Genomic DNA, 18504 nt, shown 5'->3' on the forward strand with positions numbered 1-18504 from the left:
GTAATTAATTAGCCAACTATAATTTTACTTAGCTGTTTAAATCCGCTAACTGAAACTCCAATGTTTTTTCATGTAATGGATCAAATTTAAAATTAGGTAAATATTTAAATCCACTCTCGATTTCTTTATTTATAACTAGAAATTCACATGGCTTTGTTTCATGATCTTGATCATAATAATCTTTAAGCCCCAAAATGCTATCAATAAAATTACATCTTTCAAATGTTCTACCAGAAGAATAACATGCTATAAATAAGTTTGATTTCTCAAATGTACAGCCCTTTATTAGGCGGATAAATTCACCTGAGCTATAACTTTCTCTATCTTCAATTAAAATACCACTACCATTAAAACCTATTTCATTTAATTTCTTTAAAGATGTTGAATCTTGATAAAGGCAAGATAAACAATTTTTGAAGTGAACCTCCTCCAAAGAGTCCTGATACAAGTCAGATGTATATATTCCACCCGAAACTAATGCTTTACAATTAAAAATATCGGTCTTTTTGACCTTAAAATTAATATTTTTTAAAAATAATGCACCACCTACTAATTTTTCATTACCACACTTATCAAAAGTACACTTTTCAATAAATAATTTCTTTTTATTTCTATTTCCTGTTCTTAAAAAAAATAGAGAATTGTATTTATTAATTACGGATAAAGTTTGAGAATTGTGTGTTTCAAAATAACATTTTTTTATTTCACAAAAAGAATCGTTATCTTCAAATTGATTGATTTTTAATACTGTTAATTTTTTCTCAGAATCATATTGGCCAATAACTTTACATTCATGAATTTTTAAGTGATCAACTTTATAAAAGTTGAATAGCGGATTTTCAAAATTTGATTTGATGAATTCGACTTTAACACCCTCATTAAATTTTAAGATCGAATCATTCTCAAAATATAAATTTGCATTACTAATTTGACAATTAAAATTAATATCAATCGTCTGCTTTACAATCCAAAAACCTTGAGAAATACCTTGTTTCAACTTGTCTTTTGTCAGTTCTTGGAGCAGATATTCCTTCCATAAATTGGCATGGTCTAGGCTAAATGTAGAATGAATCTCATAGCTATGCTGTATTCCTAATATTTGACAAACCACATAAAGAATTTGGGTTAAATCACTTTCTTTCAACTCAAATAAACTTATCCATTCATTCAGTAAAATATTTTTTTGATCATTAAGCGGTCTATCCAACCTCAAAAAAATAAAAGCATCAATAAGAAAAGATTTAACTAAATCTTGAGTAGAGCATAACTGAATAAACTCCTTGATTTGGTCTTTAGAGATATTCTGTGCCAGATTGAAAATTTTACCTTGTTGATGTTCGGTTTTACAGGCATGTAAATACAGTTGAAATAAGCGTGTTCTAGGTTCTGTTAGCTCATCTAAAAGTATAAACGAACTAATCATTGTTAGATAAAGTTCTTTCTCTTGCTCGTTTAACCTCTCTGCAATGAAATGATCATTTAATGGTTGTAAATCTAATTTGGCTAAGTCCAACTGTTGCAAATACGTATTCAAGTTCATTTCATTTTTCCTTAAGCCATTAAATTAGACCAAATTGGTTTTGTATTCTTTGGTGTTTGACGTAATAGTTTCTTAATATTTGGGATAGACATATCAATAGAAAGCAAGTCCCATTTTGACTGCCATAAAGTAAGGTCAATATCCTGCTCAACTAAAACTTCCTTTAGCATAGGTACTAAATCCACCTCTCTAACCTCTATTAATTCAAGCTCATCTGGCTCTAATAGAGGTATACCTACTTTTTGACCAATACAGCTAAGTTGATCAAAAAAATGCGTCTGCAACGCACTTAAAGTTTCCTTAGACGATAAAATTTGTTTGAATTTTTCCTGAATCATCATTTTAAGTGAATCAACATCATTGAGTATTTCAGGAAGATCCGAGAGCGTTTCTATTCGATGAATTCTATTGATTTGCATCTGTGCAATACGTAGTTGTTCATCTAAAAAACGTTCATATTGTAGAAACAGCTTTTTAAAGTGTTGAGCAAAAAGTATAGGACGTTTTACTTTATTCCATTCATCCAACAGATATTCAACCTGCTCCAAAGGAAATTCCCTTTTTTTACGAGAAGAACTGAAGATCACATCTATAATCTCAATTCCTCGTTTTTGCGTAAGCTCTAAAATTAAACTTTTGATTGATTCTAAATCTTCTTTTACTTTTAAATCTGCTCGGCTAAGCACAATTAATTTCGGTATTGAGGGATTAAGTTCACCTAGGAAATTTAGATCCTCATGGCTGATGGTTCCATTAGCTGCTGAAACCACCCAAATAATAAAGTGTGCAGTATTCAATTGGCTAAATGCTACTTTGGTATCTGTCCTTTCAGAATTAAATCCTGCATCGCTATTACTATATCCTGGCGTATCCAATAAGGCTAAATCACCCCATTTAAATGAAGTATCCTGAATAACTACAGATTTCAGAAGGGCTGATATCTCACTTCCAAACTGCTCATATTCCTCATGCGTTAACGAAAGAAAATCTTCTTCTTTTAAATCAATTTCTCTATTGAAAATATTTATTGCTGTACTTTTATCTTGATCACCTAACATTAAATAGGTTGGCACAGATGTTGTCGGATCAACTTGTACGACCAACTTTTTACGTCCTAGTAATGTATTCAGGAAACTAGACTTTCCAGCACTAAATGCACCACCAACACCGACTACATTCTTCTGTGCTAAATAGGGAAATGTACAAAATGCTTCGAAACGATCCAATTCAAGTTGGAACATTTTTAATATTTCAGGGAAGTTTGGTGGACAACCCTCTAGTGCCAATTGCACTAAATCTCGTTCAATCAAGTTTTTTAACTCTTTCACCCATTGCACATGCTCTGCATCACTTGTCTTTGTATAAGATGCTTGAGCCAACAATTGATATCTTTGAGCTAAATCGAAATTATAATTTTGTAGTGTCATAATTACTGCTCAATATAAGTTTTTAATGCTTTTACCAAATTTACCATCGGTGCTTTTAAATTATCTTGAGGCACATACAATACTTCTTTACCATTAATACTGAGCTTAGAGTCACTCTTATCGAAACGAATACTTCGAATATCACTTAAACGAATCACAAAGCGTTTCGACAGCATATCTTTACAATACAATTCGGAATAAGTCAGATACAGACCATTCTCTGCATTTTTAAATAATGTTGTGGTATCAACGAGTACAAGAGGATCATCATTATATTTACCATACTCGCCATCACCTTCATAAGCATAAGATTTAATGGCTTTTTCAGTTTTTTTACGGATACTGTAGACATCATCAATGACATAAATACCAGCACTAGGGCGACTAATCTCATCTTGAGCATCTTCTAAAATTTGCTCCAAACTACGACGCTCGGTTTTTTGTACTTGTTGCTTAATTTGCTCTGCTCTAGCCATCAGGTCTTGGGCTTTTAGTATTTCCCTTTCTTTCTCAAGCTTAGCTTGTTGTAGACGTTTCTCTTCTTCTATTTTTAACGCTTCACGTTCCAGTTCAGCCTGATATGCAATCAACTTATCTTGCCTGTCTTGCTCAATTTTGGCTTGTACAGCTAAGTATTTTTGCCATTGCGCTTCAAGATCAATATTTGCATAAACCGCCAATTGATAAATTTTTTCAAATAATTTTCTCTGAAATCGCTCTATCTCTACTTCTCCCTCCTTATTTTCAAGATGCTTTTTCATTGCATCGAAATACTGATTAAAGTTTTCGATAATACGAGATTCTTGGCTATTTAAGCTCCATTGAGTGAGATAACCATCCAGTAACTTACGATCAAATTTTTCAGGTTGCCTTGCAGAAAGTACCAATACATCAATGGCCTCGATCTGATGCTGAGCTAAAGTATATTGAGTCAGTTTTTTAATTTCTGTTAAATCTTCAGGTGATTTCTTATCAGCCCGACTCATCACAATTAATTTAGGAATATCTGAGCGAATTGTTTTTAAAAAATTTATATCACTTTGAGAAATAACACCTTGATCGGCTGAGACCAACCAAATTAAACACTGTGCATCATTAAGCTGAACTTTAGCGATATGTGCATCACACAAACCTTGCTCAATATCTTCATGATTACTGTAACCTGGGGTATCTAAAAATGCTAAATTTGGCCATCTCTGCTCAGGTTGAGTTAACAAGATTAAATCAATATTTGCTGCTAATTCATGTAACTCTTGTTCAGCATGGTGCGTTAAGTTTTTGAATTGTTCCAGACTCAAATCTAATTGCTGCGAATTTTTAAGCACAGCCTCAATTTTTTGTTGCTCACCATGTATCAAATAAGTTGGAATAGATGTCGTTGGATCAATCGCGACGCTCAAAACTTTTCGACCTAAGATACCATTTAAGAAACTAGATTTTCCTGCACTAAATGCGCCACCAACGCCAACAATCACCTTATCTGCAAGTTCAGGTAACATACAGAACTTATAAAAATTCTCCATTTCATGGATAAAATCTAGACCTATTTGACCATGAGCTAAAACATTCTCTTTTTTCAAAAGCCCTAAGTTATTATTAAAATATTGCTTCAAATCTTCATACATTTGAGTAATTTCTACATGCTTATTCATGTTTATTCCTTAAGATTCTAATTGTTGTTGCATATTTTGAATGATTGTTAAATCACTTTGATATGTTGCATGTAGCACCGCTCTTTCTTCAGTATTTTTCTTAAGTTGTTCTTCTAACACAGAAATCGAATGTTGAGCTTGCGTGACTTTATTATTGATTTGATCTTCTACCTGCTGATTAAAGATATGAAGCTGTTCTTGCAAAATAGAATCCAAATTGCTTTTCACTTGCTCAACCACTTGCGGAATAATTTTTCCTCGCACGTGATCACGTGCTGCTTCTTTCTGTTCTGCTCTTTGTTGGTCACGATTATGGTCAGACACAAATGCTTTAAATATAGATGTAACAACAGGAAGGATCATCGCTGCTAACGGAAAACGCTTTAGTACAAAGGTTAATATTCCTGTAATTCCAGTCAGCCCAAGATCAAACACAGCACTACCAGTATTTTCTTGCTCAAAATGAAAATTTTGATTAACGATAAGACTAGGTAAATCTGTCTCTATACGATGGATATATTTATCAACCAAAGGTTTGAAGTAGCGATCCATACCTTCAGTTAAAGCCATTCTTACACTGTAACTTAAATCACTCTCAATATTATTCTGACCTATTAGCGCTGTTGCATATTGATCTGTCTCACCTAAAAGACGATTACGAATATGATCAACTACATTATTTAAAACTGAAGGAACCTGCTCTTTCATCTTTTGATATTCAATAGAAAGTTTTTGCTTAAAATTTTCTGTCTCATCAATTAGTTGCTGTTTTTTTTCTTTCAATTCTTCTGTATCCAGATCTTCTTGGTTTAAAAGAATAGTCAAATGTGATGCGATATCATCAAGGATTCGATTGAACTGCGGTACAACCGTCTCCTTAAATCTCGTTTCACTTAAGTTCTCTAATTTTTGGAATGTTTCAACCGCTTCAGCGATATCTTTCTTTTTCGAAGATACAGACACAACATCTAAATAATTGCCTTCAGGTAATAATGATCTTACTTGTTCAGTAATTTGCGATTTAATCGCGACTATTTCTTCAGGTGTTTTTTTATCATTTTTGGTAATAATCACTACGACAGGTGCTTTATGCAGTGCTAATTCTTGTAGAAACTTTTTAATACTATCTTTTAACGTTCCTTCTTCACTACTTACGGTGATTACATATGCCAGGCTACGCCCTAAATAATGATGAATTGCTTGCATATGAGCATCAGATTTTGAGTCTAAGCCTGGTAAATCTGCTAAACATAAATGAGGAAGAGATTGCAAAAATGCTTGGTTGAGCTGTACTTCAATATGCCCATCAGGCATCAGATCTAAGAACTCTTGGTCTTTTAATTCTTGTGCTGTCAAATTTTTAACAAAGTTATTCGCTTTAAAGCCTTTAATAACTTCATCTTCTGAAAAACTAATTTCAGTCGCTAAATTACTAGCAGGGTCGATTTCGACACAAAGTAGCTTCTTCTGAATCAAGGTATTAATTAACGATGATTTGCCAGCACTAAATGCCCCAATCAATGGCACACGAACTTTAAAATTTTCAACATTTGATTTTAGCTGAATAAGTGGCTCAACAGATAAATCATATTTTTGAAATAATGTTTCAAGTTCTGGAATATGTGCTTGTATATTTTGCTGTGTTTTAAACATCTTTTTTAACTCTAGTAAAATTAATTTTTTAAAGCATTTGCCAATTCTGGCATTTCATGTGATTCAAGTAATGTACATAATGTTTTTAAGTACTTCTTGATTTCACGATCTTCAGTATTAAAAATATCTTTATAAATTTTTGTGACTTTATGAGTAACCCCTAAAGCCAATTCCTGAGTGATCGAAGACTGCACCAATCCAAGAGTTCGTTTTCGGTCTTTAGTTAAAATATCAAGTAGGCTTGCTTCATCCTCGTCATAAACAGCATTAGAGGTAATCAATCTTGCTTTTTGGAATAATGGCAATAATTCTTGCTGTGTATGCTCAGGTAAAATATCACTCAACTGATCATCTACAAGCATTAAAATCAAAGCTTGGGATAAACTCAGCCCCTTGACTGACTGTTCCACTTTTTTCCATCGCCAACTATAAGGCATACAATCACGGCGACACTCCAAAGGGAATAATGTTTCCAATAGATTAAGATCCCTTTGAATAGTACGCTGGGTTGTAACTACACCTTTAGTGAGTAGATGCTTTTCAATTTCATTGGTACTCACATATTTACTATTCAATAAAAACTGAATAATCATCCATTGACGAGTGATGACCTTAGAAGATTCTTGGCTCATTCCGATCTCAGATCTTAATTTTATATTTCAAGTATATATTTTTTATCTATATTTTTAACTGAGACTTTTATCGAGTGCGTCACAGTTTGACGAAGTGTTTGCAATTTTGATATTGAGCTTGGTGACTACCAAACCGATCAATTTTAATTTATGAAAAGCAATTACCTAAACTTATTTACAGATTCGCTTAAATAGGTCTGAACTTCTCTTATTACTTTTAAACGAGATGAGTTCCAAACATCGTATGTGCCAGTCTGAAATTCAACTTTTCACTGACATCTTCACCGATACGACACAGTTGGCATCCACAAGCACATTGCGTTGATGCAGGTTCATGCTCGATGCGAATCGTAGGTAAGTGAGTTGGCAATGAGCGACGTTTAGGTTTATTAGCTTTGGCTTTCTGTGTCGTTACATCGGTTTTATCTGCATTCAGCCGTTCCAGTTCCAGCTCGACTGCTGCGATATCTTCTTCAACCGCTTCATCCCACAGATGGATTTGTTTGGCGGTGAGATGTTCATTTTTACTGCCGAATTTGTGTTTTTAAACAGTGCCAGCTGATGCTCGTATTTTTGATTGAGAATGGATAGATGTTGATTGGTGACTTCAAGATGTTGAACTTTGGCATCTAATTGCTGATTTGATTTTTCTAATTGTTGATGCTGCATCGCCAACTGTCTGGTGAATTTCAGTAGTTGTTCATGGGTCAGTTGGCTTAAGTCAGGCATCGTATTCATGAGCATAGTATGGCTGAAGTCATAAATACGATGCTATAGAACCTTTGGAGAATAGCAGAACCAAGTGGCTTGGTTTAGAGCATGGAGACCACTTGAACTTGTCCAATTCTCTGCCAAGGCAAGCCTTGTATTAATGCTTGTAATTGTTCCGAACTGAGTGAGATGGTTTCACCTTGATGAACCTGGAACCAGTGGAATTTACCCTGTTCTAGACGCTGAACACACAGCCAGATGCCCAGTCCATCATGTACCAGTTCTTTCATGCGATGACCACGTTTATGACAGAACAGGTAAGCACAATGAGGTTTGATCGAACCAAAGGCTTTCAATACCTGAGCCATGGCAGTATCCATCCCTGCACGCATATCCATCGGTTGAGTACACAACCAGATTTCATCGATATGGATTATTGAGTCACCCCCCTATCAGCACCAGTAATTAAGTGATTGATTCCATAGACCAATCGATCTCAATCATCTGATCCTGTGCGGATTCTTGTTGTTGATGCAGTGGAATTCTGATATGAGCGAGAGCTTTCTTCTCTGGTACAGGTGGTGGAGGTACTTCTCGTCTGACTGGAGTCGAGTGAAGAATGACGGGAAGAAAGTCGGTTTGAGGATGAGGTAGGCTTTTTAGAACTGGGGACATTGATATGGACTGGCGAATCCATTTATGCAACAAATTTGCATTGATCTGATGTTGCATTGCCACTTTGGACACTAATGTGTCTGGTTGTTGGCAAAGCTCGCCCAAGTGTTGTTTAAACTCAGGTGCAAAAATTCTACGCGTTAGCTTGGTTGTTTGTTCAGTATCTATAAGCGTGCCTAAGGCCATAAACATGATGTCCATTTAATAGATAATGGACACTATCGCGGTATTAATGAGTTAGAAAAAGTGGGGGGCAGCGGATACTTGCACCGCAAATTAGGCATGAATATTTAAAATTCTTCGGTACAAATATTCAGCAAGAGATAGATCGTTTGTTGATTTATGAAAGAGATCTAGTATCAAAGTATATATGTCTTATACAGACTATAAGAGAATGATCAATTAAAATGATATATTAAAATTAGATTGTCGTTTTTTATAAGCTGAGACAAAATTTAATATGAATTATTAAACACTTGGTAAACTTTCATTTTAAATAAAATTGATCAAATACTAAATATCTGTAGCTTGTTTTAAAAAAAATATCGAAAAATTGTGACCAACTTGATCTCATATCATCAATATTGACCTCAATTTTGTACTTACATCTAAATAATTAAATTAAATAATATCATATACTTGCATTTAATGTAAGTTAACATTAAGAATATCGGCGACCTTGCCAAGGTTGGGGTGGGAGTTCGAGTCTCCTTTCCCGCTCCAGAATACGAAAAACCCTCATCGAAAGATGAGGGTTTTTTTATGTTTAAATTTTTCTTCAAAGGCTTATTTTTAGATTTATTTACTCATGTTATGCACATAAAAGTCATTTCGCATTTTTAAAATAATATTTACGTCTATTCGACGAAGTCTTACATTTAGGGATTGAATAAAGAGATTAGCCTTCGGCTGGAGGTACTCTTACGAAACGTTGTTTTTCATTCGGCAAAATGAGATGCGAAGCTTCGCAAGGAAACCATCTTGCGGTGCAATGCACCTCACCAACAAAACTCGTTCACTACCGTCAAATTATTCAACGTATCGCAAAAACATTTTTGATTAGAAGTCGTCCTGTCTCAAACAATTGCGCATGACATTACCGCGTATCTTTATTATTTGAAGCAAAGTACGCTTCTGATGCTACTGCGTCACCTCAGTTATTTATTATATTGTAGCGACGTTAATAGGCCTTAATTTTCCCCCAACGAATAAGGCTTCCCCTATTGCCACACGACCTTTCACCTACCTGTTAAAAAATAATCTGATGAAATGCTCATCTCGGCTATTTTCCTCAATTTTTCTCCATAATTTTCCGTTATTCTTTGCCAAAATTACATTTGGACAACCAAATAATGCACGGCGCGTACACCACACTCAAACTGACCAGCTTAAGTTACGCATTACTTACAATCTCAACATCAATTTGGGCCGCAGATACAGTCCAAAATCCCCAAGAATCTGCAGCAGTTCAGCAAATGGAAGCTTTAACATTTGAAGTTCCAACAGTAAGCTCTAAGCCCAAAGACCCAGATATCAGTGCTGTCGCAAAAACCATCATAAGCCGTGATGAAATGTTGAAATTTGGCGATCAGTCCATCAATGATGCGCTGCGTCGTGCTGCAGGATTTCAACTTCCCGGTGCTGGCGGTGGTCCACGTGGTGGTGCAGGTGGTATGCGTTTTCGTGGTGGTGGCGCACCCGTGTTCTTAATCAATGGTGAACCTGTACAAGGTGGTCCTCGTGGTGGCATGTCAGTTGTTGATAGCATTACACCGGAAATGATCGAACGCCTTGAAATTACAAAACAACCCAGCGTCGCTCAAGGCTCTGTTGCTTCATCTGCAGTCATCAATATTATTTTAAAAGAACCATTGAATGGCACGCGTTTGAGTGGATCTGTACGTGCTGGTTATGGTCTAACAAAGTCAAATACACGTGAAGAAGAACGCACCAATTTAAACTTTCAAATGGATGGTCGATCAGACCCTTGGATCTATAGTTTATCTGGGAGCCAAATGTGGAATGATTCAGATACACTCACCCGTACACAAGATGCAACAGGAACGAAAACTCAAAAACGCATCACCAATCGTACGTCGCAAATGCTCACCCCACGTGTTGAATATCAACTTGATGATCAACAAAAATTGGTCGCTGAAATGTTTTATCGCAACAATGAAAGCGAAGGCACAAGTGGCTCCCAAGTCCAAAAAGATAAAAATGACAGCATTCGACTCAACACGCGATATGAGCGTAAAGACCAAGGAAATTCAGACAAAATTCGCTTATCAATCGAGCAGCAAAATGAAACCGAATTAACAGAGTATAGAAATTCTCAATCGTATATTGATGAACAAATTAATGAATATGGCTTGGGCTACGACGGTGTCCGAAAGTTCGACTCAAAACGCCAAATAAAATTTGGTACCGATCTACGTAGTAATGAACTTAAAAGCAATATTGCAGACACCTTAGATGAACAATTGTATGGTGCTTATGTTGAAGGAAGTTGGAAATATACGCCGCGCCAAACCTTAACTCTAGGTGTACGCCAAGAGTGGATTGATCGTTCAGGTTTAGTGGATTATCAAAATCAGCATTTGAGTCCTGTATTAGCACACCGTTTTGACTTTAATGACCAATGGTCACTCCAAACCAATTTGAGTCAGGCTTTTAAAAATCCACGTAGCAATCAATTGATGCCGACGGTTTCAGTTTCTACAGATAGTGATGCTGGGACACTAAACAACCCTAATCGTGGTGGTAATCCAGACTTACGACCTGAAACTATTAATGCTTACGAAACAACCTTAGGCTATAACACCCCTGCTGGCGGTGTAAATATCACTGCCTATTATCGAGAAATTAATGACTATATCGAAAAATCGATCCTGTCAGAAAATGCTACAGGCGGTCGTTGTGAAACAGGAAATACCGATTGCCGTTTTGTCGAACGTCCTTATAACCAAGACAGTGCAACTACTTATGGTATAGAAATTGCTGGACGTTATGCACTGAAGCAAACGGAGAATGGTCATTCATTTATGTTGAATGCTCAACTTTCAACTGTACGTGCAAAAATTGAAGAAACTGACGGCTCTGATCGTTTGGCAAGTGATGTTGCACCTTATACCGCAAGTGCTGGTTTATCTTATAACTATCAACCGTGGCGTATTGCAACAAGTGTGAACCTCAATTATACCCCTGAATATACACGTGCGCTGAGTAACGAACCGTACAATCGCACCAGCAATGAACGCGTCAATATGGATGTGAGTTTTACTAAACGCTTTGATCAAAATTGGTCTGCATCGGTGAATGCACGTAATATTCTCAGCTCAGATTATAAAGAAGTGTTAAAAGAACAAAGTTCTGGCGCGCTATACCAATCTCGTATCAATGAAGCAATTCCAAGCTTTATATTTACCTTAGAAAAGAAATTCTAAACCGTTTCTAAGAGACTTCTAAGAGATTTAAAATAAAAAACCGATACGGACAACGAATCGGTTTTTTATGCGTACACGACCGCAAACTAGCGCTCAATTGCCTTCAACATTTTCGCAATTTTTAGGGTATGTTCCTTCTGCCCTTTTTTCTCTAAGACCTTTTGCTCAACCCACCATAAATATTCAAAAATTTCTGATTCACTAGAATCCTCTTGAATTAATTTAAAAATATTGGGCAAATAATCATCATATTCATCACGTAAAGCAGGAATACGGCGAATCCCTAACGGGTCCCATTCCTTCAATAAAATTTTATGTATCGCATGCAAGAGACTGGCATCTCGATTATGTTTTGACTGCATACAAGTTCCCTGGCTTATATTTTTTTACTTTTAAAATCAGTTATCTAATTATGTGATGATATTAAAAGAAAAATGAACTGTTGTTTGTCGAAGATTTCATCATACGCATCTCTAAACGCTTTTCCATTGGTTTTTCATCTTTTTTTTATACTAAACCAAAGCTTTATCAAAATATCATGCACTTTTTCTCATAAATTTTGCCAATAAAGCCTTTCGAGAATCCCTTACTTCACAGTACAAAGGTTTTAAATGCTAAGTTCAACGAACGAACCTAATCATTCAAAGAAAAAAACAATATGCTTCAGCCAACTTCTATATTTATCTCTTTTCGCAATTGTGAAAAATTTACAGTTTTCCTTTTTAATCTCCGACAATTCAAGCTACATTCTATTTTGAAATTTTAATCCTGAAAAATCCCTATGAGTACTGCATTAAACGAAACCATTTACGTCATTCAACACCTTGCATTTGAAGATTTGGGTTCATTGGAAGATGTATTTTACCAATTGGGTTATCGGGTGAGATACTTCGAAGCTGGTGTCGATGACCTGAGTAAAGCTATGCAACATACAGGGCTTACCATCATTTTGGGCGGCCCGATCGGAGTTTATGAAACTAATGACTACCCTTTCCTACAAAAAGAACTAGACTTACTTAAAGTACGTTTAGAGAGTAATTTACCGACTTTAGGCATTTGCTTAGGTGCTCAGCTCATTGCGCATGCATTGGGAGCGAAAGTCTATGCAGGTCATAGCAAAGAAATCGGTTGGAGTGCCTTGGAGCTTGATGCCATTACTAACAATATTTTAGCGCCATTAGATCAAGTGCCTGTACTGCATTGGCATGGTGATACCTTTGATTTACCTACAAATGCACAGTTACTCGCCAGCTCAGCAATTTACCCAAATCAAGCGTTTAGCTATGGGCCCAATATTTTAGCCCTACAGTTTCATATTGAAGCAGAAACACAGGCCATGGAAAAATGGCTAATTGGGCATACATGTGAACTGCATAAAGCACAAATTAACATCCCAAATTTACGCATGGAAAGCCAACAACATGCACCTCATTTAGAACGTGTTGCTCCCCTTATTTTGCAACAATTCTTACAACAGCTTGTGCTTTAAAACAGCTATTAATTTAAAGCTAAATGGCTTATAACGGTTGCACTTCAAAACGTATAAGCCATTAGAATGACTCCCTTACTCAGCATTGCGCTCATCCACTTTTTTGCTCTCATCAGCCCAGGCCCAGACTTCTTTTTTGTCACTCAAAGTGCTATTCGACAATCCAGATCACATGCATTATTTGCCGCATTAGGTATTTCACTTAGTATTTTAGTTTGGTCAATTTGTGCAATAATTGGCTTACATTTTCTATTTCAAAAAATGGCTTGGTTACAACAATGCCTCATGATTTTGGGAGGCCTATATCTTTTATATTTAGGCTCTCAGTTATTAAAGTCTGCATGGAGTAAAGACCTCGGCACAATAACAAAACCAACCGAGCAAGCCGTACAGAAAAAATCGCCTTTGACGCTGTTATTTCAAGGTTTCTTGACCAATATGGCCAATCCTAAAGCATTGGTTTATTTCAGTAGTGTATTTTCCATTGGGATCAGTGCAAACGTTAGTATTTTCGAACAGAGCTCTTTATTGGCTTTAGTCTTTATTGAAAGTCTGATTTGGTTTGCATTGGTTGCGGTCTTATTCTCAGCACCTAAAATTACGCATTACTATCAAAAATTTAGTAAAAAAATTGACGCAATTACCGGTGGAATCTTCATCAGTTTTGGCTGCCTATTGCTGCTCAATAGCGATTGATCACACCAGTTAAATATCTTCAAGACATAAAAAAGCACCCAAATGGGTGCTTTCCTAACTTAACTGAGGGAGCTAAATCTTATTTCGCTGCTGCCTTTGCTGTAGACACAGCCGCTTCAGTCGTAATATTTACCGTAATTTTGTCGCCTACATTTGGTACATATGCACCGACACCAAATGCTGAACGATCAAAAGAAGTCGTTGCATTGAAACCAATCGTTTCCGCCTTAGTCATTGGGTGAACGGCTTGCTTGTTCAATACAGCATCCAATACCACTGGTTTAGTCACATTTTTAACTGTTAAATCACCCGTAATTTTGTATTTAGTTTTGCTGATGGCTTGAACTTTTGTACTTTTAAACGTGATATTTGGATATTTTTCAGCATCAAAGAAATCAGCTGTTTTTAAATGATCATCTAATGCTTTGACATTGGTATTTAAGCTCGATAATGGAATCGTCACATTCACAGACGAATTTGCAGGTTTTGCATTATCGACATTAATTGTCCCTTGAATGTCACTAAAGTTTGCAGAAGGCGTTGAGAAACCAAAATGATTCCAAGTAAATACTGTTGCTGTATGAGTAGGATCAATTTGATAGGCAACAGGTTTTGCCATAGAAATTGTTGTAACTGATGCTACCGCCAAACCGATTGTTAATGCTTTAAAGTTCATGTTTTTATCTCACTATCGAATACTATTAAGTCTATAGGTTTTTAACCGTATTACAGCTTTAAAGATAAAACGTTTTGTTGCATGTTTAGAACGATAGTTTTGTAAAATCTGTAGCAGCATCTACAACCACTCTCAATTATTAAATTTCCCATATATTTCAAATAATTAATAATTTAATTGATCCATGAGTTATTTATCCTAAATTTAGGAAACATCAACCTATCTGAGTCGTAGGTTTTCTAAACAAATCCACTTAAGATTTTTAGACATCATAAAAATCTGAGTACCCAAAAATGACAGAACAATCGCTGGCTATTGAAAAAGCCTTAAATACTAAAACGCCCAAAGATGTCGTTTTGGCATTTCTTATGAATACTTCAAAAGAACTCGTCGAAAATGCAACTCAGCTACTGGTAGCCGAAGACGCAGCGTATGTTTCCCTAAACTTCAGCAACCCAGAACTGAAACAAATTGAGCCATGGGCTGGGTCTGGCACAGGCAGAGCCATCTATATTTATACCTTTGCCAACGTAGGCACTTACTGGAATATCGACGACTTTCAAATCACCGATATGATCGCTGAGGATGAAACTGTAGCTGTATTTGGTCAATTCACCTACACCTCAGTCTATGCAAAAAATACTTTCACCTCGCCTTTTTCAATTAAAGCCAAAGTTCAAAACGGTTTAATCAGCTTTTTCCAATTTATGGAAGATACCTATGCCTCAGCCTCATCGTTCCGCGTAGGTGGAGAATGGATCATTCAGCAAGATGCTGACCCGGCTAAAAACTTTAAAGTTTCAGCTTAATACTGAGATGCGCAAAAGCTGCTGTTGATTTGGAATGGCCTTTTACATTGAGTTAATGACAGCGGTATTGGATAAATCCGGTTTTTCTCGCGATTTGATCATACAGCTTTTGCGCAGTTTCATTGTCCTGATGCGTAAGCCAATACACACGGTCACACTGCCGCTGATCACAATATTCTTTCACTTTCGCGATCAGCGCCTTGCCAATGCCCTGCCCGCGATAATCCTCAAGGGTATATAAGTCCTGCAAATAGGCATAAGGCTGCAATGTCCAGCAGCTCTCATGTTCAATGACATGCACGATCCCAACCACTTGATGATCAATCACAGCTGCAAAGCCATACATATGTTCGCAGTCAGCAGCATGTAACCTGTGCCACGTTCGCTCGGTCATTGCATCTACCACCTGACTTTTATAAAATTTTAAATACAGCTCCCAAAGCGGCTGCCATTGGTTTTTTGATATTTCTGTTAAATTTTTAATCTGTATTTGCACGTTCGATATCTTTTAAATGAGCACTGGATTTTTATAACTGAAATAAAGCTTCATGTGTTGAAAACACTGTATTTAATGCGCTCTTTTTTAGTCTTGATAAGTATTGGATGGACTTTTTCTTATCCGTTTTATAAATACGATAGGCAAATAAAAAGCCCGAACAATCGGACTTTTTAACCATTTAGCTTATAGCTTCTCAACCAAAATGCGGTCAACCTGCTTCAAGCCTGTATGCTTTTCATGGTTCTTACGGCGAATCTTAATCACTTTGTCTTCTTGCAAATCTTGCAGCATCAATTCTACTGCAACCATGGCTTCAAGCTCTAAGTCCGTGCCTATCCATTTCTGTTCACCAGCATCCATCAGTACAATTTCATCATTTATCTGATCGTAAAGGCTCATCGTTTCCTCACTTGGGGCAACATTGCACCCGTGGCTGAATACTGCATGAATGAATTAATTTTAAACCAATGCTTTAATTCATTCGTTACAAATCGTTATTTCACAATTAAAAATAAATTTAATCTCTGCAATAAAAAACGCCCCTTCTCTGGGGCGTCTTTTTTACGGTTAATCTTTACAGATTAAGCGGTAATTTCTTTCACTGCAGCAACAACAGCATCAGCTGTGATACCGAAGTGTTTGTACAAGTCTTTTGCTGGAGCAGATTCACCGTAAGTCGTCATACCGATTACACGGCCGTCAAGACCTACAAATTTCCACCAGTAATCCACATGCGCAGCTTCAACCGCAACACGAGCGCGGATCGCAGCTGGAAGAACCGCTTCACGGTAAGCAGCGTCTTGTTTTACGAATTCTTCAGCACATGGCATAGAAACCACACGTACGCCTTCTAACTGTGCGTAAGCATCCATTGCCAATGAAACTTCTGAACCTGTTGCAATGATGATTGCTTTCAACTCACCTTTTTCTTTTGCAAGTACATAACCGCCTTTCGCTACGTCAGCAATTTGATCTGCTGTACGAGTTTGGAATGGCAAGTTTTGACGAGAGAAGATTAACGCTGTAGGGCCTTCGCTACGTAACAATGCAGATTTCCAAGAAATAGACGCTTCAACAGTGTCACATGGACGCCAAGTGTTTAGATTTGGTGTACCACGTAAAGATGCAATTTGCTCTACAGGTTGGTGTGTAGGACCATCTTCACCTAGACCAATTGAGTCATGTGTATACACATGAATCACACGCTGTTTCATCAATGCAGACATGCGTACTGCATTACGTGCATATTCCATGAACATCAGGAATGTTGCTACATAAGGAACGAAACCGCCATGCAGCGCTACACCGTTCGCAATTGCAGTCATACCGAATTCACGTACACCGTAATGAACGTAGTTACCCGCTGGGTTAGATTCAACGCCTTCTGCGCCTTTCCATAAAGTCAGGTTAGAACCTGCAAGGTCAGCAGAACCACCTAGAATTTCTGGAAGCTGTGGTGCAAATGCTTGAATGGCATTTTGGCTAGCTTTACGAGTTGCAATGGTTTCAGCTTTTGCATTTACTTCTGCAATATAAGCATCCGCTTTTGCAGCAAAGTCAGCAGGTAATTCACCAGAAAGACGACGTTTGAGTTCAGCCGCTTCTGTTGGATATTTAGCAGCATAAGCAGCAAATGTGTCGTTCCAAGCAGATTCAGAAGCAGTACCTTTGGCTTTTGCATCCCAAGCTGCATAAACATCAGCAGGAATTTCAAATGGACCTTCTGTCCAGCCCAAAGCTTCACGAGTTAAAGCGATTTCATCATTACCAAGCGGCGCACCGTGGCAATCTTCTTTACCTTGTTTGTTTGGTGAACCTAAACCAATAATGGTTTTACAGATAATTAAGGTTGGTTTCGCAGTTTCAGCTTTTGCTTCAACAGTTGCCGCACGGATTGCATCTGCATCATGACCGTCAACTTTCAGTACTTGCCAACCGTATGCCAAGAAACGCTGTTCTGTGTCGTCAGAGAACCAGCCTTCTACTTCACCGTCAATCGAGATGCCGTTGTCATCGTAGTAAACAACTAATTTACCTAGACCCAAAGTACCAGCCAATGAACATGCTTCGTGAGAAACACCTTCCATTAAACAGCCATCACCTAAGAAACAGTAAGTGTTGTGATCTACAACTGTGATGTCTTCTTTGTTGAATTGAGCCGCTAAAGTTTTTTCAGCTAGTGCAAAACCTACAGCGTTTGCAATACCTTGACCCAATGGACCTGTGGTTGTTTCGATACCCGGTGCATAGCCCAATTCTGGGTGGCCTGGAGTTTTAGAATGCAATTGACGGAAAGATTTTAAATCTTCAATAGACAGGTCATAACCTGTTAAGTGCAATAACGCATATTGCAACATAGAGCCATGGCCGTTTGACAATACGAAACGGTCACGGTTTGCCCATTGTGGGTTTGCAGGGTTGTGGTTGAGGAATTCACGCCATACCACATCAGCAATATCTGCCATCCCCATTGGAGCACCTGGATGTCCTGAATTTGCTTTTTGCACAGCATCCATTGCCAATACACGAATTGCGTTTGCAATACGACGTTCGTTAAGCGGGGTTGTCATAGGTCAGAGTCCAAACAAATGGTTTAAAA

16 protein-coding genes and 1 pseudogene are annotated in these 18504 nt (G+C 37.1%); 4 read left to right on the top strand and 13 right to left on the bottom strand.

The window, feature by feature from the left end; genetic code table 11:
- Positions 1-28: 28 nt before the first annotated feature.
- From FTV38_RS08670 to FTV38_RS08705, 8 genes and pseudogenes are all read right to left on the bottom strand, one after another.
- A complete protein-coding gene (locus FTV38_RS08670; protein ID WP_180022247.1) occupies positions 29-1540 on the bottom strand; it encodes a hypothetical protein in 1512 nt (503 codons plus the stop codon).
- 11 nt (positions 1541-1551) lie between these two features.
- Positions 1552-2967 carry a dynamin family protein gene (locus FTV38_RS08675; RefSeq protein ID WP_180022248.1) on the bottom strand — a complete coding sequence of 472 codons (1416 nt, stop codon included), beginning with the start codon at positions 2965-2967 and terminating at the stop codon, positions 1552-1554.
- A gap of 2 nt (positions 2968-2969) precedes the next feature.
- Positions 2970-4619, bottom strand: coding sequence for a dynamin family protein (locus tag FTV38_RS08680; protein ID WP_180022249.1), 1650 nt, complete (start codon positions 4617-4619; stop codon positions 2970-2972).
- Between the two features lie 9 nt (positions 4620-4628).
- Positions 4629-6272: a dynamin family protein gene (locus FTV38_RS08685; protein WP_180022250.1), complete on the bottom strand. Its 1644-nt coding sequence runs from the start codon at positions 6270-6272 to the stop codon at positions 4629-4631.
- 20 nt (positions 6273-6292) lie between these two features.
- On the bottom strand, positions 6293-6904 hold the full coding sequence (locus FTV38_RS08690) for a hypothetical protein (protein ID WP_180022251.1): 612 nt from the start codon (positions 6902-6904) through the stop codon (positions 6293-6295).
- Positions 6905-7151: 247 nt separating this feature from the next.
- Positions 7152-7642: pseudogene (locus FTV38_RS08695) on the bottom strand (IS66 family transposase); the annotation flags it as partial.
- Positions 7643-7716: 74 nt separating this feature from the next.
- Complete coding sequence (gene tnpB / locus FTV38_RS08700) at positions 7717-8028, bottom strand: IS66 family insertion sequence element accessory protein TnpB (RefSeq protein ID WP_257228754.1); 312 nt, start codon at positions 8026-8028, stop codon at positions 7717-7719.
- 52 nt (positions 8029-8080) lie between these two features.
- On the bottom strand, positions 8081-8476 hold the full coding sequence (locus FTV38_RS08705) for a transposase (protein ID WP_180022253.1): 396 nt from the start codon (positions 8474-8476) through the stop codon (positions 8081-8083).
- 1166 nt (positions 8477-9642) lie between these two features.
- On the opposite strand from FTV38_RS08705, the gene FTV38_RS08710 reads away from it, so the two are divergent.
- On the top strand, positions 9643-11736 hold the full coding sequence (locus tag FTV38_RS08710) for a TonB-dependent siderophore receptor (protein WP_180022254.1): 2094 nt from the start codon (positions 9643-9645) through the stop codon (positions 11734-11736).
- Between the two features lie 86 nt (positions 11737-11822).
- Here the strand turns inward: FTV38_RS08710 and FTV38_RS08715 are convergent, their stop codons facing one another.
- Complete coding sequence (locus FTV38_RS08715; RefSeq protein ID WP_078193570.1) at positions 11823-12098, bottom strand: hypothetical protein; 276 nt, start codon at positions 12096-12098, stop codon at positions 11823-11825.
- Positions 12099-12517: 419 nt separating this feature from the next.
- Between FTV38_RS08715 and FTV38_RS08720 the strand changes: the two genes are divergently transcribed.
- Together FTV38_RS08720 and FTV38_RS08725 are read left to right on the top strand one after the other, a co-directional pair.
- Positions 12518-13225 carry a glutamine amidotransferase gene (locus tag FTV38_RS08720; protein ID WP_180022255.1) on the top strand — a complete coding sequence of 236 codons (708 nt, stop codon included), beginning with the start codon at positions 12518-12520 and terminating at the stop codon, positions 13223-13225.
- A gap of 66 nt (positions 13226-13291) precedes the next feature.
- Complete coding sequence (locus FTV38_RS08725) at positions 13292-13921, top strand: LysE family transporter (RefSeq protein WP_180022256.1); 630 nt, start codon at positions 13292-13294, stop codon at positions 13919-13921.
- Between the two features lie 79 nt (positions 13922-14000).
- Here FTV38_RS08725 and FTV38_RS08730 read toward each other — a convergent pair whose 3' ends face one another.
- Entirely contained in the window at positions 14001-14597 is a 597-nt protein-coding gene (locus FTV38_RS08730) for a YceI family protein (protein WP_078188771.1), read from the bottom strand.
- A 293-nt stretch (positions 14598-14890) separates the two neighbouring features.
- On the opposite strand from FTV38_RS08730, the gene FTV38_RS18060 reads away from it, so the two are divergent.
- Entirely contained in the window at positions 14891-15406 is a 516-nt protein-coding gene (locus FTV38_RS18060; RefSeq protein ID WP_252725773.1) for a nuclear transport factor 2 family protein, read from the top strand.
- A 52-nt stretch (positions 15407-15458) separates the two neighbouring features.
- Here FTV38_RS18060 and FTV38_RS08740 read toward each other — a convergent pair whose 3' ends face one another.
- From FTV38_RS08740 to tkt, 3 genes are all read right to left on the bottom strand, one after another.
- Positions 15459-15911 (bottom strand): GNAT family N-acetyltransferase, encoded by a 453-nt coding sequence (locus FTV38_RS08740; RefSeq protein ID WP_180022265.1) that lies wholly within the window; start codon positions 15909-15911, stop codon positions 15459-15461.
- Positions 15912-16088: 177 nt separating this feature from the next.
- Entirely contained in the window at positions 16089-16304 is a 216-nt protein-coding gene (locus tag FTV38_RS08745) for a hypothetical protein (RefSeq protein ID WP_078188774.1), read from the bottom strand.
- A gap of 182 nt (positions 16305-16486) precedes the next feature.
- Positions 16487-18475 carry a transketolase gene (gene tkt / locus FTV38_RS08750; RefSeq protein WP_180022257.1) on the bottom strand — a complete coding sequence of 663 codons (1989 nt, stop codon included), beginning with the start codon at positions 18473-18475 and terminating at the stop codon, positions 16487-16489.
- Between the last annotated feature and the right edge of the window lie 29 nt (positions 18476-18504).

This window comes from Acinetobacter sp. YH16044 (genome assembly GCF_013417145.1).
In the GTDB taxonomy this organism is placed as follows: Bacteria; Pseudomonadota; Gammaproteobacteria; order Pseudomonadales; family Moraxellaceae; genus Acinetobacter; species Acinetobacter amyesii.

Bases quoted from the DNA above. Each gene is read 5' to 3' on its own strand.
- FTV38_RS08680 (WP_180022249.1), bottom strand. From the start codon at position 4,619: ATGAATAAGCATGTAGAAATTACTCAAATGTATGAAGATTTGAAGCAA.
- FTV38_RS08730 (WP_078188771.1), bottom strand. From the start codon at position 14,597: ATGAACTTTAAAGCATTAACAATCGGTTTGGCGGTAGCATCAGTTACA.
- FTV38_RS18060 (WP_252725773.1), top strand. From the start codon at position 14,891: ATGACAGAACAATCGCTGGCTATTGAAAAAGCCTTAAATACTAAAACG.
- FTV38_RS08685 (WP_180022250.1), bottom strand. From the start codon at position 6,272: ATGTTTAAAACACAGCAAAATATACAAGCACATATTCCAGAACTTGAA.
- FTV38_RS08690 (WP_180022251.1), bottom strand. From the start codon at position 6,904: ATGAGCCAAGAATCTTCTAAGGTCATCACTCGTCAATGGATGATTATT.
- FTV38_RS08670 (WP_180022247.1), bottom strand. From the start codon at position 1,540: ATGAACTTGAATACGTATTTGCAACAGTTGGACTTAGCCAAATTAGAT.
- tkt (WP_180022257.1), bottom strand. From the start codon at position 18,475: ATGACAACCCCGCTTAACGAACGTCGTATTGCAAACGCAATTCGTGTA.
- FTV38_RS08720 (WP_180022255.1), top strand. From the start codon at position 12,518: ATGAGTACTGCATTAAACGAAACCATTTACGTCATTCAACACCTTGCA.
- FTV38_RS08710 (WP_180022254.1), top strand. From the start codon at position 9,643: ATGCACGGCGCGTACACCACACTCAAACTGACCAGCTTAAGTTACGCA.
- FTV38_RS08675 (WP_180022248.1), bottom strand. From the start codon at position 2,967: ATGACACTACAAAATTATAATTTCGATTTAGCTCAAAGATATCAATTG.
- FTV38_RS08745 (WP_078188774.1), bottom strand. From the start codon at position 16,304: ATGAGCCTTTACGATCAGATAAATGATGAAATTGTACTGATGGATGCT.
- FTV38_RS08715 (WP_078193570.1), bottom strand. From the start codon at position 12,098: ATGCAGTCAAAACATAATCGAGATGCCAGTCTCTTGCATGCGATACAT.
- FTV38_RS08725 (WP_180022256.1), top strand. From the start codon at position 13,292: ATGACTCCCTTACTCAGCATTGCGCTCATCCACTTTTTTGCTCTCATC.
- FTV38_RS08705 (WP_180022253.1), bottom strand. From the start codon at position 8,476: ATGGCCTTAGGCACGCTTATAGATACTGAACAAACAACCAAGCTAACG.